The organism is Parapedobacter lycopersici (assembly GCF_040395035.1).
Classification (GTDB): Bacteria; Bacteroidota; Bacteroidia; order Sphingobacteriales; family Sphingobacteriaceae; genus Parapedobacter; species Parapedobacter lycopersici_A.
In genome coordinates this window covers 92414-108564 of the sequence record NZ_JBEBRB010000001.1, presented here as the reverse complement: position 1 = coordinate 108564, position 16151 = coordinate 92414, and the positions used below count along the sequence as shown (strand labels likewise).

Sequence of the window (16151 nt, the reverse complement as noted above, 5' to 3'; positions counted from 1 at the left end):
AATTGACTTATCTTTGCGCAAAGATGCAAATTACAGCATTCATCTTTCTGTAAAATTGATTTCATTACCCACTAATTAGCTGAACGACATTGAGTAATATCGCTTTACCATTTAAACGCTATACCATCACATCCGCATTACCTTATGCGAATGGTCCGTTACATATTGGGCATTTGGCTGGGGCATATATCCCAGCGGATATCTATGTTCGCTTCCTGCGGCTGCAGGGTAAAGATGTGGTATACGTGTGCGGTTCGGATGAACATGGTGCCGCTATCACCATCAAGGCCAAGAAGGAAGGCACAACACCTCAGGCCATCATCGATAAATACCATGCACAAATTAAGGATAGCTTTGCACAGTTCGGAATTTCATTTGATATTTATCATCGTACATCCGAACCGTTGCATCACGAGTTGTCTCAGGAGTTTTTTCTCAATTTGTATGAAAAAGGGGAGTTTATCGAACAGGTAACCGAACAATATTACGATAAGGAATATCATCAGTTTTTAGCCGACCGCTACATTACCGGTACATGCCCCAATTGCAAAAGCGAGGGCGCGTATGGTGATCAATGCGAAAAATGCGGCACGTCACTCAACCCGACAGATCTGATCAATCCTATTTCAACACTCAGCGGTAAACCGCCGGTGCTCCGTGAAACCAAACATTGGTACCTTCCGTTGGATAAATACCAGCCCTGGCTGGAAAAATGGCTGCTTGAAGGCAAGAAAGATGTACTGAAACCTAATGTATACGGACAGTGCCGTTCCTGGCTTAAATCCGGATTGCAGCCACGTTCTATGACGCGGGATCTTGACTGGGGCGTGGATGTGCCACTGGAAGAGGCGGCAGGCAAAAAACTATATGTATGGCTCGATGCGCCAATTGGCTATATTTCGGCTACGAAACAATGGGCACTGGATACCGGAAACGACTGGGAGAAATACTGGAAGCAACAACCTGATCCGGCTGACAATACCTGCCTGATCCATTTCATCGGTAAGGATAATATCGTGTTCCACTGTATTACCTTTCCCAGTATCCTTCATGCACATGGTGAATACGTATTGCCTGAAAATATTCCGGCTAACGAATTCCTTAACCTGGAGGGAGAGAAATTGTCTACATCTCGCAACCATGCAGTGTGGCTACATGAATACTTGGAGGAGTTCCCGGATAAGCAGGACGAACTGCGATACGTACTGACATCCATATTGCCGGAAACGTCGGATAGTGAGTTTACATGGAAAGACTTCCAAGCCCGCGTGAATAACGAGCTGGTTGCTATTTTGGGTAATTTTGTCAATCGAGTACTGGTGCTTTCACATAAGTACTTTGATGGGAGGGTAATGCCGGCAGAAGGACTGACCGAGACTGATCGGTTCATCTTCTCAGAATTGGAGCGATACCCGCAGCATATTGCTGTCTCCCTTTCGCAATATCGCTTTCGCGAAGCGCTGGCCCAGGTAATGAATGTAGCCCGGCTAGGAAATAAATACCTGGCCGATGCAGAGCCATGGAAACTAATAAAAACTGATGAATCGAGGGTGAAGACGGTGTTAAATGTGAGTTTGCAAATTGCCGCAAACCTCGCCGTACTGGCGCAGCCTTTCCTGCCCCATACAGCAGATAAACTGTTCGCCATGCTTAATCTGGAAGCCCGAGACTGGAAAGCCGCTGGTGGGGATGCGCTTCTGTCAGCCGGCCATCAACTGGGACAGGCACTGCTCCTTTTTGAAAAAATTACTGACGACCAGGTAGATCGTCAGCTTGAAAAGCTTGCCCGAGCCCGGCAAACGGCGGAAACTGCGACGAAGACAGTCCAGCCACTTAAAGATAATATTGCGTTTGAAGACTTTATTAAATTGGATATCCGCACGGCGACCATTATAGGGGCGGAAAAAGTGGCGAAGACCAAAAAACTCCTTAAGCTTACGTTGAATACGGGCATTGACCAACGCATCGTTGTATCCGGTATTGCGGAATTTTTTGATCCTGAGGCTATTGTCGGTAAGCAGGTGTCTTTATTGGCTAACCTGGAACCACGGGAAATAAAAGGAATTCGCTCGCAGGGGATGATCTTGATGGCTGAGGATGCTGATGGGCGATTGGATTTTGTGGCACCGCAAACGGGTACCGTGCCCGGAAGTATTATCCGTTAACTTTTTGTTTGAAGGTTGGACGAAGCAGCGTGATAACTTCTTTAGCTGCCTTCACGTCGTGTACGCGCAAAAGCTGAACTCCGCTGTTCAACAATAACGCATGGAGTGCTGTAGTGCCGTTCAACGCCTCTTCTGCGGTTATTCCAAGTGTCTTGTAGATAAGTGATTTGCGGGAGACTGCACCAAGCAAAGGACATCCAAAAATATGGAATTCATCCATGCGGTTCAGCAGTTCAAAATTTTGGGACATCGTTTTCCCAAAACCAGGTCCGGGATCCAGGATAATATCCTTTACGCCGAGAGCCTGCAGACTGGCGACCCGTCGGCCAAAATACAAGGCTACTTCCCGAACAATGTCAATATCATCAGTCTTTTGATGCATGGTTTTGTGTGTTCCGCGGGCATGCATGAGGATATAGGGTACATTAAGCTCGGCCACGGTGGCAAACATCGCTTCATCAAACGTCCCACCGGATATATCATTGATGATATTTGCCCCGGCTTCCACCGCCCGGCGTGCTACTTCGGACCGGAAGGTGTCGACCGATAGGGGTACGGTGTCTCCGAATGCTGCGTGAAGTGCTTTTACAACCGGGATCAGCCGGCTAATTTCTTCCGCTGTTGAGATGTGTTCGGCATTTGGGCGCGTGGAAAAGGCACCAACGTCTAACAGATCCGCCCCCTCCTCAACTAACTTTTCCGCCTGTGCCAGTGCTTTCTGTACCGTGTTATAGCGTCCGCCATCAAAAAACGAATCCGGAGTAACATTGAGGATCCCCATGATTTTGGGAGAAGACAGGTCCAATAAGCGGCCGCCTGCATTGATGGTTAAGTGTGTCGCGTTATATCGCATACTATTTCCGGATAAAAGTAAACCTACCCCCAGCTTCGAGCTTGATAACCACGGATGGTTTACCGACCGCTAAATTCTCCCGGCCATATTCCACAATATAATCTACCCCGAGGCGTATTTCTTCTGAAATATCTGCGTAATTTCCGGGTGCGGATTGACCGCTGATATTGGCGGAAGTGGAGAGGATCGGTTTGCGGAAGCGCTGAAGCAGGCGCTCACAAAAGGGATGTTTAACAATACGGATCCCGATGCTACCATCAGTAGCCAGTACATTTGGGGCGAGATTTTTTGCTGAAGAATACACGATGGTGAGCGGGCGCTCCGTATATTCAATAAGTTGGTAGGCGATTTCCGGAACGTCCGCAACATAGCTTTCCAACTGGCTTACGTGATGCAGTAACGTGATAAAACTTTTGTCGGAATGGCGTCCCTTCAGCTGATACACTTTTTCAACAGCGACCGGGTCCGTTGCATCACAGCCGATCCCCCAAATGGTATCAGTAGGGTAGAGCAGGAGCCCACCTGTGCGGAGCGTATCCAGAGCTTGTTGGATATCCAACGGCTGTACGGTGCTAATCATGGTATCTTTTCCACAGCGTAGGGAGGTGAAGCCGACGCCAGTATATTCTTATTTCCGATAATCGATTGCTTCCGGATTACACCGCAACATGATGTTCGCGTAGCGCATCGTTGAGCGATGTTTTTTTATCCGTGGAATCTTTCCGTTTGCCAATGATCAATGCACAGGGTACTTGATATTCGCCAGCCGGAAATTTCTTGGAATAAGACCCGGGGATTACCACAGACCGCGCAGGCACTACGCCCTTGTATTCCACGGGCTCCGGACCGGTTACATCGATAATTTTAGTCGATGCGGTAAGTACGACGTTTGCCCCTAACACAGCCTCGGATTCTACATGTACGCCTTCTACGACAATGGCTCGCGACCCAACAAATACGTTGTCTTCAATAATGACGGGCGATGCCTGTACAGGTTCCAGTACGCCGCCGATACCTACCCCGCCACTCAGGTGCACGTGTTTGCCGATTTGGGCACATGATCCGACAGTAGCCCAGGTGTCCACCATGGTACCTTCATCAACATACGCGCCTATATTGACATAGGAGGGCATCATAATTACACCTTTGGCTAGGTATGCGCCATAGCGGGCGATGCCATGGGGCACAACACGGACACCGAGTTCTTTGTAATTTGTCTTTAATTTCATCTTGTCATGGAAGACAAAAGGTCCTACCTGTTCCTCTTCCATTTTCCGGATCGGAAAATAAAGGATGACAGCCTTTTTTATCCAATCGTTTACATGCCAGCGACTGCCAACGGGTTCTGCCACACGCAATTCACCGCGATCCAGCCGCTGTATGATGGCTTCAACAGCTTCGTTGTATTCTTTATATTCCAATAATTGCCGGTCGTTCCAAGCGGCTTCAATCCGTTTCTTTAATTCAAAAATCATAGCAAGGTAATATGTTGTAATCTGAAGAACAAAGTAAGTAAATTCCAATGATATCTTCGTGCCGACATTGATAAATCATGAGATTTAGGGATTAATCGCTAATTTTGTGATATGGCAAGTGAATTGGAGAAACTACGGATCGATAAATACTTATGGGCTATTCGCTTATTTAAAACCCGTAGCTTGGCCACGGATGCTTGCAGGGCGGGGCGGGTTAAATCGGGAGGACAGCAAGCGGTAAAGCCATCCCATGTTGTGAGAATCGGTGACAATTATCATGTACAGAAGGGGGCAGAGAAAAAAGTGCTGCGTGTCACCGGTTTATTGGACAAACGGGTGGACGCGAAAACAGCAGTGAATTTTTACGAGGACCTCACCCCCGTAGAGGAAACATGGGGTTACAAATCACTAATTCATGCTTCCACGCTTAAAAGAGACCGGGGTACGGGCCGTCCGACAAAGAAAGATCGTCGAGAGATCGATGAATTGCAAAGCGACTGGTGGAAGAAAGAGGAATGAGTTAAGCCAATTGCTGTAAAAGCACTTCCATATCAATATCACTATGCGATGCGTGATATATACATTGATCCCCTTTGATTAATAATAACTGAGGCGATTCATGCTTAATACCCCACCATTCCGCAATCGCATTGGAGATTTCGCGAAATGCAATGAGGTCTAGAAAATACGGCGTAATGTCATCCGGAACAGGGATGCTGGTATATTCGATGTTACGTTTTGCCATACTGCTTACGGGACAGCGTGTGCTGTGCTTAAAAATAATGCAAGTTTGCTCAGGATTGTTCTTGATGGCCTCCAATTGATCTATTGAATGCAATGTTATCCAGTTCATTCGTTTACGGTCTGTTAAATTTATGTGCTTCTATGTTGACAAGCGCTGCAGCCAGCGGGTACGTTATGGTTGCTGTACTGTCATTTCCACTGAAACGAGTCGGTAAAACCAGTCCTCCCCCAATATCTTTAAAGCCACTTATTGCGTAATAAATCGGCTGATCGGTCTGCGTTGGTAGCCAGTGTTGAATATGGCCCGTCTGTTCGTTGATATATAATAAGCCTTTCACAGAAGTTTCGAAACTGGTTTTATGATTTTGAAGCTTAATTACCTTGAATCGTTTGGAGCCAATTAATTTTTCTTCCTCTACAATATAAGAAACATCTTTTCCTTCCAGCGAGGTTGGTAGAAATAATAAATTAGCATCCGTTTCGAATGCCGAAAGTGCCTCCTCAACGAGTGTTGTTGCCTGTTGATCTTCCTGCTGCTCCTCATTCACATATGCGGCACCCGAAGACGTCTTTAAGTTGAATAATACCACAAGCGTATCCTCATCTGCTGTAATTCCTTCAAACCTGCAATCACCCGTCTGTTTGTCCCATAAATACCGGCGTTCGCCCTGCACGAAATGCTGGCCCTTACCGCCGAGACAGCTAAACATAAAATACCTTGCTTTCTGCCAATTTTCTTTTCCCCCAATACCTTTCCAGATTTTAGCTTCCAGGGCGGTATCTGCCGTTTGGCCATAAGAAGTGGTACAATAACTAAATAAGAATAATAATACGCTTAGATAGATTTTTACGTGATTATCCATCATCCCTCAAGTCTCTGTCAATAACCAGTCCCGAATAACCTGAACTTTAATCGTCCCGGCGCCAACTGGATTGTCTAAGTGAAGCTAACAATTATCGAATGCGTTTTGTTTTCGGATAGGTATTATAGGCCGCGCACGTTCTCCTTGAGCAGGATTGCAATGCTAAGCATCCAAGCAATAAAAAAATCAAACCAATCGTGATCGTCTTTTTCATGTCAGCGGATTTCGTTTTACAAAGATAACTATTTTGTTAAAACTGGTATAACCCCGTACTAATCCGTGCCCGTAGCCGGAGGAGCATGGCGATTGCTTAATGCCGCCATCTGGATTGCCGTAATAGCGGCCTCTTCCCCTTTGTTGCCATGTATCCCGCCCGACCGATCCAGCGCTTGTTGCAGATTATCTGTAGTCAAAACGCCAAAAACAACTGGTTTATTATATTTTATTGCCACCTGAGTGACACCATGAGCGACGGCACTGCAGATGTAGTCAAAATGGCGGGTTTCCCCCTGTATTACGCAGCCCAAACAGATTACAGCATCCAAAGACGGGTCACGAAGTAAAATATCAGCTCCGGTAGTTAACTCGTAACTGCCGGGTACTTCAGCAAGGAGAATGTTTTCTTCATGTGCGCCATGTTTTTTCAGCGACTGTAATGCACCGTTCAATAAGCTTTCAGTTACTTGGGCGTTCCATTGGGAAACCACAATGCCAAATCGGTAAGGCGCGGCTGAAGCCACATGGAGGTGGGAAAAGTCCGATAAACTTTTAAGATTGCTGGCCATAGCAAATACAGAAATGTGTGGGGCAGGTCAGTGCCTGCCGTTGCTAATATATTAGGTAGGCTACAGTTGTGCTTCCGCACGGGCTATGTAGCTTTCTACTGTGGACGCCTCGTGGCTCTCCGGATAATCTGCCTGGATCTGCTTGTAAACCGTTATTGCCTGTTTAAAATCATTCTGTGCTTCATACACAAGCCCTAATTTCTTCAGCAAAAGGGGCGAGGTAAACATATTCTGGTTTTTTTCGGCAGCCTTTTTATAATAGGAAGCCGCTTTTTTATAGTCCTTAAGTTCGCTGTATGCATCGCCAAGCAACCCGATAACCAGCGGATCGAGAATGGTGCTGCCCGTGTTGCTGTACTTTTCCAGTGCATTTATGGCCTCTTGGTATTTACCTTGGCGTAAATATAGGCCACCCAAATAGGCATTTGCAATATTAGCGGACTTTGTATTTTCATATTCGTCCGCAATTTCTTTAAATCCCGGATAGGATCCATCACCGTCAATTGCTCTTTGCTGCAATGAGTCGATGGTCGCATATGTCTCTGCTTTGTAGAGCTGGTTTGCAGCTGTTTCCGCCCGTGGCGCCAAATAAAACCGCTGATAACCGATGTATAACAGAATCAACACGACAATTGCACCAAGGATGAAGACCAGACTTTTTTGATTTTCCAGGATGAAGCTACCGCTTCCCTTTTTAACCGGAGCAGTCGCCGTAGCTTTATGTTTTTGATTACTTGACATTTCTGTGTTTAAATTCGGACTGCAAAAATACACTTTTACAAATGATATGCAAGTTTTGTCTCCGAAATACTATGTGCCCATATTTTTCCGTCTATCCAATTCCTCATAGACGGAATTATTACTCTTGAACTCGGGAACCATTTCCTTCATTTTGAATACGATCTCCCGTTCATTTTGATGCCTTGCGCTTGCAACCAGGCTGTCAATCTGTTTGTTGACTGCTTCAAAATCATATTCCCTTACCTTGGCGATCATGATCTTGTGATGGTGTGTGGGTAAGGTGTTTTCTAAATCGTTCAACAACTCTTCGTATAATTTTTCACCGGGACGAAGTCCCGAATATTCAATCGTAATATCTTTGTTGGGTATAAGGCCAGATAATTTGATCATTTTGTTCGCCAGCTCCACAATTTTTACCGACTCACCCATGTCAAACACATAGATTTCCCCGCCTTTTCCCATAGAGCCTGCCTCCAGTACCAGTTGGCAGGCTTCGGGAATGGTCATGAAAAAACGAGTGATTTCGGGATGGGTTACCGTTAGTGGTCCGCCCTTTTCAATCTGAGCTTGAAACCTTGGTATCACGGAGCCGTTGGATCCCAGTACATTCCCGAACCGGGTGGTAATAAAAAGTGTGTGTGGTTGGCTATTATTGCCCTCCAGCAATGTGTTCTTTTGTAAGAGGTGATTGAAATAAGTTTGTACATAGATCTCTGCGATGCGTTTGGATGCGCCCATTACGTTAGTAGGATTTACCGCTTTATCTGTAGAGATCATAACAAATTTTTCGACACCGTACTGTACGGCCAGACGGGCAAGAAGACGGGTGCCCATGATATTTGTCCGGACGGCTTCTACGGGATGGTTTTCCATCATCGGCACGTGTTTATATGCCGCAGCATGATATACGTAATGTGGCTTGAATGTGCGAAACAACGACTCCATACGCTCCGAGTCACGAATATCACCGATATAAGCATGGTATACCTGACTTTTTTGACTCTCTAGCAACTCGAGGTGCAATTCATGTAAAGGTGTTTCAGCTTGATCATTCAGGATGACCATCTGGGGCGCATAATGCCCCAGCTGCCGTGCAATTTCGCTGCCGATGGATCCGGCCGCACCGGTTACTAAAATACGTTTACCCTTCAGCTGCCGGCTGATGGATTGATTGTTGATTTTAATAGCTTCGCGTTCGAGCAGGTCCTCGATCCGCATTTTCTGGATGTGGCTTGCATTAACTTCGCCGTTGATAAGGCGGTGAACCGGTGGCATGGTAAGCACCTTTACGTTTTTTTCCAGGCACAAATCGACGATTCTCGTCTTCTTCTCAACAGGGATATTATGTGTGGATATGATTAACTCGTCCACTTTCCCCAGTAGGATGAGCTGCTCAAAATATTCCGTATCATAAATCCGTACACCATCAATGACTTTGCCGATTTTCTGCGTGTTGTCGTCAATGAAACCAACAACGACATTATTGGTGTTATGATCGTGATCCAGGGTCCGTTTAGTGGCAATGCCTACATCGCCGGCACCGTATATAATTGTCTGCCGCCGGTTGACCTTCATGTTTTTAATGTATAGAAAGAAAAGCTTAACCGCGGACCGGTAGGTAATAAGAAACAGAAAACTCATTAATCCATAAGTAATTAACTGGCTGTTGGTTAATAGCGGCGCACGGTTGAATGCGATCAGTATATTGTTTAAGAGAAAGAGGATGATCACTGTTAATGATATGGATGATAGAATGCGTACGGAATCCAATGCACTTGTGTATCGCACGATGCCGGCATACATTTGCAGCCGGTAAAACACCATTACATTAACGCCTAACAGAATAAGCAGGTTCCGGCTGAATGTCGTCGAATGAATTGCCTGGTAATTGAATCCATTTAATAATAATGACGCAAAGAACAATGCTACAGCGCTGCAGCACAAATCCAGCATAAAAATCACCCAACGGGGTACGATGCTAAACCGATCAAACATTTAGTTTACTGTATAGGGTGACAATTGATAGTTTTCAAATATACTATTTTCCGATAGAAAAAAAGATTCAGCTGCTCATTTGCATTTTTAGCCATTTATCGGAAATTTTAATGCAGGCAAAGCCCATCGGCTGTCGTTATTGTTAATAACTTTGATTATTTTCGCGTATTACAATTTTGCGAATGTGAACCCTATGAATGAGCTATCTAAATTGGCGCGTCAGGCGTTGTTGCAGCCCCAAGAAGCTGTGTTGGAAAACCGGAAAAAGAAAGACAGCCTCTTCATTGGAATACCTAAAGAAATCAGCTTTCAGGAGAATCGTGTTCCCTTAACGCCTCTTTCCGTGGCGTTGCTCATTGAAAATGGCCATGAAGTAGTGTTGGAAAGTGGGGCCGGAAACGCCGCTAATTTTTTAGACCATCATTACAGCGAACAGGGGGCGCGTATTGTACACAACAAAGAAGAAGTCTATAAAGCTAATATTGTCATCAAGATCGCTCCGCCTACACTGGAAGAAGTGGAGTTGATGCGGAGCGGACAGATGCTGCTTTCCTCTCAACAGCCTTCGCTGATGAGCCTTGAGCTGTTGCAGGCGCTGATGAAAAAGAAGATAACAGCTTTATCGTATGAATACCTGCGCGACGAGGGAGGCACGCTTACTGTCGTACGGGCAATGAGTGAAATTGTCGGTGCTACTTCAGTGCTGATAGCGGCAGAATATCTTAGCAATGTTTTTGATGGAAAAGGATTGATGCTTGGTGGAATTACCGGTGTTCCGCCAACGGAAATGGTTATCATTGGAGCGGGTACGGTAGGAGAGTTTGCTGCACGGACAGCCATTTCACTGGGAGCCCAGGTTAAGGTATTTGACTCATCCGTGTACCGACTCAGGCGGTTGCAGAATAATGTGGGAAGCCGGGTGTTTACCTCGGTTATTCAGCCAATTGTTTTGCGCAAGGCGGTAATTTCCTGTGATGTGGTGATTGGCGCCGTCCGGGCAACCAACGGCCGGAGCCCGTGTGTCATCAGCGAAGAAACTGTCGCCAAAATGAAGCCGAATTCGGTACTTATAGATGTGAGTATCGATCAGGGGGGATGTTTTGAAACTTCTCAGATAACGAATCATGCGGAGCCCGTATTCCGTAAATATGATGTTATTCATTACTGCGTTCCCAATATTGCGTCGCGGGTCGCACGTACAGCAACATACGCACTAACCAATATCCTAACACCAATCCTGCTGGATGTTGGAGAAATGGGGAGTGTAATGAATCTGATTTGGTCAAGGCCCGGTATCCGCAATGCGATATACCTTTTTCAGGGTCACCTTACTAATAAAGATATGGCCAATAAGTTTGGAATGACACCCAAAGACCTGGATTTACTGGTTATTTCTAACCATTAGCCGGTAATTATACCGTCATAATATCCTTTTCTTTAGCTTCGGCAAGTCGGTCAACTGCGGCAATGTATTTGTCTGTCAGCTTCTGTACTTCGGCTTCCCCGGCTTTGATCTCGTCTTCGGAAACGCCATCATTTTTAAGCTTTTTGATCCCGTCATTGGCGTCTTTGCGTAAGTTCCTAACGGTTACGCGGCCTTTTTCAGCTTCTTCTTTTACCTTTTTTACGAGATCCCGTCTGCGTTCCTCGGTAAGGGGGGGGATGATCAGCCGGATGACATTGCCATCATTTTGGGGCGTTAAACCGATATTTGCATCCAGAATAGCTTTTTCGATGGCCGATAACATGTTTTTCTCCCAAGGTTGTATCGTCAGTGTACGGGCGTCGGGGGTATTGACATTGCTAATCTGCGCTAGCGGTGTCGCAGTGCCGTAGTAATCTACGTATATACCGTCAAGCATGGAAGGCATGGCCTTTCCGGCGCGGATTTTGGTCAGTTCAGATTCGGTATGAGCCACCGCCTTCGCCATTTCGGCGGCACTGTCTTCTAATTGTAGCGCTATAAGTTCGTCCATGTCATTTATTTATTTGATAAAACAACTATTCTTTCACTAACGTCCCAATGGATTCGCCATTGGCAAGCCGCGCCAAATTCCCAGGTTTGTTCATGTCGAAGACAATAATGGGTAATTTATTTTCCTGGCATAATGTGAAAGCGGTCATGTCCATTACATTCAGTCCGCGGTTGTATACGTCTTGAAAAGTGATCTCGTCAAATCGTGTGGCTTTCGGATCTTTCAGCGGGTCTGCCGTATAAATACCGTCTACGCGGGTTCCTTTAAGTACAACGTCTGCATTGATTTCGATAGCACGTAGCGAAGCGGCGGTATCGGTAGTAAAATATGGGTTTCCCGTACCCGCACCAAAAATAACAACCCTTCCCTTTTCAAGGTGTCGGACAGCACGCCGCCTGATGAACGGCTCACAGATCTGCTCCATTTTGATTGCAGTGAGCAGCCGGGTCTTGATCTGCAGCTTTTCCAAAGCATCCTGCAGTGCCATGCTGTTGATAACGGTAGCCAGCATACCCATGTAATCCGCCTGCACACGATCCATTCCCGCCTGTTCGGCACTAAGCCCGCGGTAGATGTTGCCGCCACCGATGACGATGGCTATTTCCATTCCCTTACCGTGGATTTCCTTGATATCTTTGGCGTATTGAAGGACCCGATTAATGTCGATGCCGTAGCTCTGATCACCCATCAGCGCTTCACCGCTGAGTTTCAGAAGGATGCGTTTATATTTCATATATTATTGCCTTGGGAAAGACTTTTCAACCGCCAAAGATAAAAGTTTTTTTGTACCGTCGGCCCGTCAATCGCAAGAAATCGGTTATACCGGCGTTACGAAGAAGCAACTTCAGCAATGACCTCCTGGTAATACTGCTCATAAAGCGGCATGATATTGGCCAGCTGAAAATCTTTTGCCCGGTTCAGGGCAGCCTCCTTAAACTGCTCAAGCCGGTCGTTATCTTCCAGGATATGAATGGCATTGGCGGCCATGTCATCGACATCACCTACTTCGCTGAGGTAACCGGTAACCCCATTGTGATTTAGCTCAGGTAACCCGCCGGTGTTGGATGAAATAATGGGTACTTTACAGGCCATGGCTTCCAATGCCGCAAGCCCGAAACTTTCCGAGCCAGAGGGAATCAGGAATAGGTCAGATACAGACAGGATTTCTTCAATGGCGTCCTGCTTTCCGAGAAATCGGACATCATCGGCGACACCGAGTTCGCGTGACAATTGTTCTGCATGCGTGCGCTCGGGTCCATCACCTACCATCAGCAGTTTACTCGGTATTCTTTCCTTTACTTTTTTAAATATCCGGATTACATCGGTTGTACGCTTTACTTTCCGGAAGTTAGACGTGTGCACCAATACCCGTTCATCGCCAGGAGCAATAGCTTGCTTAAAATGCTGTCGCGGCTTGAGGTTAAATCGCGCAAGATCGATGAAATTGGGTATGACGCAGATTTCGCGATGGATATCAAAGTGGTTCAATGTTTCCGCTTTCAGATTCTGCGAAACGGCAGTAACCCCGTCCGATTGGTTAATGGAAAAAGTAACGACCGGGCTATAACTCGCGTCTTTGCCAACCAGCGTAATGTCTGTGCCGTGCAGCGTAGTCACCACCGGAATTTTGATATTATAGGTGGCCAGTATTTGTTTGGCCATAAAGGCGGCAGAGGCGTGTGGAATTGCATAATGAACATGCAGGATATCCAGTTGTTCAAAACGGACCACATCAACCAATTTACTGGCAAGTGCTAGTTCATAAGGGGGGAAATCAAAAAGCGGGTATTTGGAAATGGTAACTTCGTGATAAAACAGGTTTTCAGAAAAAAAATCAAGTCGTGCCGGCTGACTGTACGTGATGAAATGGATCTGGTGCCCATGGGCAGCTAACGCTTTCCCCAATTCCGTTGCTACTACACCACTTCCGCCGAAGGTAGGATAGCATACAATGCCTATTTTCATTTGAATATGTTATTTGTAATATAAACTGCCATAGGCGTCCACATAAGGAGCCTGTACTTTTACCTATCGCAAAATACGGGTATTTTTCTCGATGGTAAGCTCATCTTAACGTAAAAAGATTGCGGGATTGAGCGCCTTGCTATTGTTGGCTAACTGAGTAGTAAAGTAAAAACGAATCAAGTTGGCAGGAAATAATAGCCCGGCTGCCACGAAGAATGGTTCCGAAATGATGGTAAACAGTGATCGCCAAGCTAGCGGCCGCTGGTTGTCTGTGGCGGAACGGGGTACTGTGCCATCACCTGGGCAACTACTTCTGGAAGCTTATTGATTGCGTCTTCGGGGGTTCGTACCTCACCCGTACCCCTTGCCTGCCAGATCACGGCGTCCGTTTTTCGTTCCCGGGCTTCAATGATAATGTGTCCTGCACGGTATAATGCTTTTCCCGCCGGTTGATTCCAGCCCATGTGCCATCCACCCCACATCCACGGATTGTACCCCCACATTCCCCAGGGATAAAAACCATAAGCAGGGGCATATAAAGGCTTGCTTTTATTGTTTACGATGGCAATATACCGGAATAGCAGGTCGGGATTGTCTTTGGTATAGGTCAGTCCGCGGGCCTCCAATTCCCGGTTCGCCGTTTCCATAATGTTGTTTTGCGCAATATCGTTGTCAAAATACGACTTGGAAAGCGAATCTACCGGCGGTAGCCAGCCATAGGTATGGAACTGCGAAAAGTCTCTTCCGGTCATTTTGGTCATATGATACCGGTATGAAGAACAGGAAAGTGCCACCATAACCAATGGTAGCATATATATAATCAGCTTTTTCATTTGTCAGCCTCCTTTCGGTATAGACAATCGCCTATGTGGTAATCAGTCATTTATTAGACGATTAATCCCAAAAAAGGTTTAACGGATTTTAATACTAATCAATGGGCTTAAAGGGGGTATTTGGCTACCAGCGGCATCACTCGTCCGCCACCAAATGCCTTATTGCTTATCCGCAGTATAGGCGGACTTTGGAAACGTTTGAATTCAGCCTGGTTGACTAATCTCAGGATGCGGTTCACTAATGCAGGTTCGAAGCCCAGACCGACAAGTTGTTCCGCACTTTTTTCGTGTTCAATATATTGAAAGAGCACCGCATCCAACAGCGCATATTCCGGCAGTGAGTCGCTGTCCTGCTGGTCTGGCCGTAATTCCGCGGAAGGGGGCTTTACTAACGTGTTGTGGGGGATGAGTACTCGGTCGCGGTTAATGTAGTGCGCCAATTGATATACCTGCGTCTTATACACATCACCGATTACGCCCAATGCGCCTGCCATATCCCCGTATAAGGTGCCGTAGCCAACCGCAGCTTCGCTTTTATTGGAAGTGTTCAGCAGAATGTAACCGTGTTTATTTGCCATGGCCATCAGCAGGGTGCCACGAATACGGGCCTGGATATTTTCCTCAGTGATATCCTGCGACAACCCTTTAAAGGCTGTCGTTAACTGGTCATTGAACGCTTCGGCGATCGGTTGTATAGGAATAATCTCATGCAGGCATCCGGTATAGTGTACCAGATCAAGTGCATCGCTGATGGAATGATCGCTCGAATACACGGAAGGCATAAGGACGGCCATCACATTCTCCGGCCCAAGCGCCTCGCATGCAAGTGCCGCAACGACTGCAGAATCAATGCCGCCTGATAATCCCACTACCGCCCGCGTAAATCCCGATTTTTTGAAATAATCCCGGATGCCAAGCAACAATGCCTGGTAAATCAGGGCGACTTCATCCGGTTGCTGCAGATCGCTGCGTTTTTGCAGTGGCGTAATGTCGTTGCTTTCAAACCGGTAATAACGAATATCCTCTTCGAAGGGTGCCATCGTGTCCACCAGCTCACCTTCGTCTGAAAGAATAATGGACCGGCCATCAAAAATGATATCAGTATGCGCCCCCACCTGGTTCAGGTACAGCAACGGCAGTTTTGACCGTCTTGCTTCACCCTGCAATACGGCAATGCGCTCTTGCTGGTGACTGTATGAAAATGGTGACGCGGCAATATTGATAATTATGTCCGGATGTTCTTCACGTAACTTGTCCATCGGACTCCCTGCATATAATTTAGGTTCCACAGCATTCCAGAGATCCTCACAGATAGTTAGCGCAATCCGGTGCCCCTGATAGGATATGCAGTGATGCGTGTCGGCTGGTTGGAAATAACGGTATTCATCAAATATGTCATAATCGGGCAACAACCCTTTGTTGACGATTTGCTGCACTTTGCCTTCAGCTAAAAAGGCTGCCGCGTTGAACAGTGCTTTACCCCTGCCTGTCGTGTTGGGCAAAGGCACGCCAATGATGCAGGCAATGCCGAGGCTTTGTTCGGCGATCTGAAGCAACGATTGTTGGCAGGCCGTCAGAAAAGCGTCAGACCGTAATAAATCCTTTGCCGGGTAACCGCCAATCGCCAGTTCGGCAAACACAACAAGGTCAGCGCCCTGATCCCGGGCAGCATGAATGGTCCGGATTATTTTAGCAGTATTTTGCTCAAAATTACCGATGTGGTAGTTGAGCTGTGCCAGCGCGATGATCATGTGCG

Annotated in this window: 16 protein-coding genes; 3 read left to right on the top strand and 13 right to left on the bottom strand. The window is 46.5% G+C overall.

Going from position 1 to position 16151, the window contains the following annotated elements; translation table 11 throughout:
- The first annotated feature begins 89 nt into the window (after window positions 1-89).
- Window positions 90-2165, top strand: coding sequence for a methionine--tRNA ligase (gene metG / locus ABWO75_RS00495; protein ID WP_353181452.1), 2076 nt, complete (start codon window positions 90-92; stop codon window positions 2163-2165).
- On the opposite strand, the gene folP is transcribed toward metG, so the two are convergent.
- The 3 genes from folP to ABWO75_RS00480 all read right to left on the bottom strand — a co-directional run bounded on the left by folP (window position 2155) and on the right by ABWO75_RS00480 (window position 4493).
- The gene (folP, locus tag ABWO75_RS00490; RefSeq protein ID WP_353181450.1) at window positions 2155-3018 is read right to left on the bottom strand and encodes a dihydropteroate synthase; all 864 of its coding nucleotides are present in this window, start codon (window positions 3016-3018) and stop codon (window positions 2155-2157) included. The two genes, metG and folP, sit on opposite strands and share 11 nt — an antisense overlap.
- A gap of 1 nt (window position 3019) precedes the next feature.
- Window positions 3020-3598, bottom strand: a complete 579-nt coding sequence (locus tag ABWO75_RS00485) for an L-threonylcarbamoyladenylate synthase (protein WP_353181448.1) — start codon at window positions 3596-3598, stop codon at window positions 3020-3022.
- A gap of 76 nt (window positions 3599-3674) precedes the next feature.
- Entirely contained in the window at window positions 3675-4493 is an 819-nt protein-coding gene (locus ABWO75_RS00480) for a 2,3,4,5-tetrahydropyridine-2,6-dicarboxylate N-succinyltransferase (protein WP_353181446.1), read from the bottom strand.
- Window positions 4494-4604: 111 nt separating this feature from the next.
- On the opposite strand from ABWO75_RS00480, the gene ABWO75_RS00475 reads away from it, so the two are divergent.
- Window positions 4605-5012 carry an RNA-binding S4 domain-containing protein gene (locus tag ABWO75_RS00475; RefSeq protein ID WP_353181444.1) on the top strand — a complete coding sequence of 136 codons (408 nt, stop codon included), beginning with the start codon at window positions 4605-4607 and terminating at the stop codon, window positions 5010-5012.
- 1 nt (window position 5013) lies between these two features.
- On the opposite strand, the gene ytxJ is transcribed toward ABWO75_RS00475, so the two are convergent.
- The 5 genes from ytxJ to ABWO75_RS00450 form a co-directional block, all read right to left on the bottom strand.
- Window positions 5014-5346, bottom strand: a complete 333-nt coding sequence (ytxJ, locus tag ABWO75_RS00470) for a bacillithiol system redox-active protein YtxJ (protein ID WP_353181442.1) — start codon at window positions 5344-5346, stop codon at window positions 5014-5016.
- Between the two features lie 4 nt (window positions 5347-5350).
- The gene (locus tag ABWO75_RS00465; protein WP_353181440.1) at window positions 5351-6103 is read right to left on the bottom strand and encodes a hypothetical protein; all 753 of its coding nucleotides are present in this window, start codon (window positions 6101-6103) and stop codon (window positions 5351-5353) included.
- A gap of 269 nt (window positions 6104-6372) precedes the next feature.
- Entirely contained in the window at window positions 6373-6885 is a 513-nt protein-coding gene (ribH, locus tag ABWO75_RS00460) for a 6,7-dimethyl-8-ribityllumazine synthase (protein WP_353181438.1), read from the bottom strand.
- 60 nt (window positions 6886-6945) lie between these two features.
- Complete coding sequence (locus ABWO75_RS00455) at window positions 6946-7626, bottom strand: tetratricopeptide repeat protein (RefSeq protein ID WP_353181436.1); 681 nt, start codon at window positions 7624-7626, stop codon at window positions 6946-6948.
- Between the two features lie 69 nt (window positions 7627-7695).
- The gene (locus tag ABWO75_RS00450; RefSeq protein WP_353181434.1) at window positions 7696-9621 is read right to left on the bottom strand and encodes a polysaccharide biosynthesis protein; all 1926 of its coding nucleotides are present in this window, start codon (window positions 9619-9621) and stop codon (window positions 7696-7698) included.
- Window positions 9622-9814: 193 nt separating this feature from the next.
- On the opposite strand from ABWO75_RS00450, the gene ABWO75_RS00445 reads away from it, so the two are divergent.
- Window positions 9815-11026, top strand: coding sequence for an alanine dehydrogenase (locus ABWO75_RS00445; RefSeq protein WP_353181432.1), 1212 nt, complete (start codon window positions 9815-9817; stop codon window positions 11024-11026).
- Window positions 11027-11033: 7 nt separating this feature from the next.
- On the opposite strand, the gene frr is transcribed toward ABWO75_RS00445, so the two are convergent.
- The 5 genes from frr to ABWO75_RS00420 form a co-directional block, all read right to left on the bottom strand.
- Window positions 11034-11597 (bottom strand): ribosome recycling factor, encoded by a 564-nt coding sequence (frr, locus tag ABWO75_RS00440; RefSeq protein ID WP_353181430.1) that lies wholly within the window; start codon window positions 11595-11597, stop codon window positions 11034-11036.
- A 25-nt stretch (window positions 11598-11622) separates the two neighbouring features.
- A complete protein-coding gene (gene pyrH / locus ABWO75_RS00435) occupies window positions 11623-12330 on the bottom strand; it encodes a UMP kinase (RefSeq protein WP_257657395.1) in 708 nt (235 codons plus the stop codon).
- A gap of 95 nt (window positions 12331-12425) precedes the next feature.
- A complete protein-coding gene (gene bshA / locus ABWO75_RS00430) occupies window positions 12426-13562 on the bottom strand; it encodes an N-acetyl-alpha-D-glucosaminyl L-malate synthase BshA (RefSeq protein WP_353181428.1) in 1137 nt (378 codons plus the stop codon).
- A gap of 251 nt (window positions 13563-13813) precedes the next feature.
- Entirely contained in the window at window positions 13814-14395 is a 582-nt protein-coding gene (locus ABWO75_RS00425) for a DUF4136 domain-containing protein (RefSeq protein ID WP_353181426.1), read from the bottom strand.
- 107 nt (window positions 14396-14502) lie between these two features.
- Window positions 14503-16146 (bottom strand): NAD+ synthase, encoded by a 1644-nt coding sequence (locus tag ABWO75_RS00420; protein ID WP_353181424.1) that lies wholly within the window; start codon window positions 16144-16146, stop codon window positions 14503-14505.
- Between the last annotated feature and the right edge of the window lie 5 nt (window positions 16147-16151).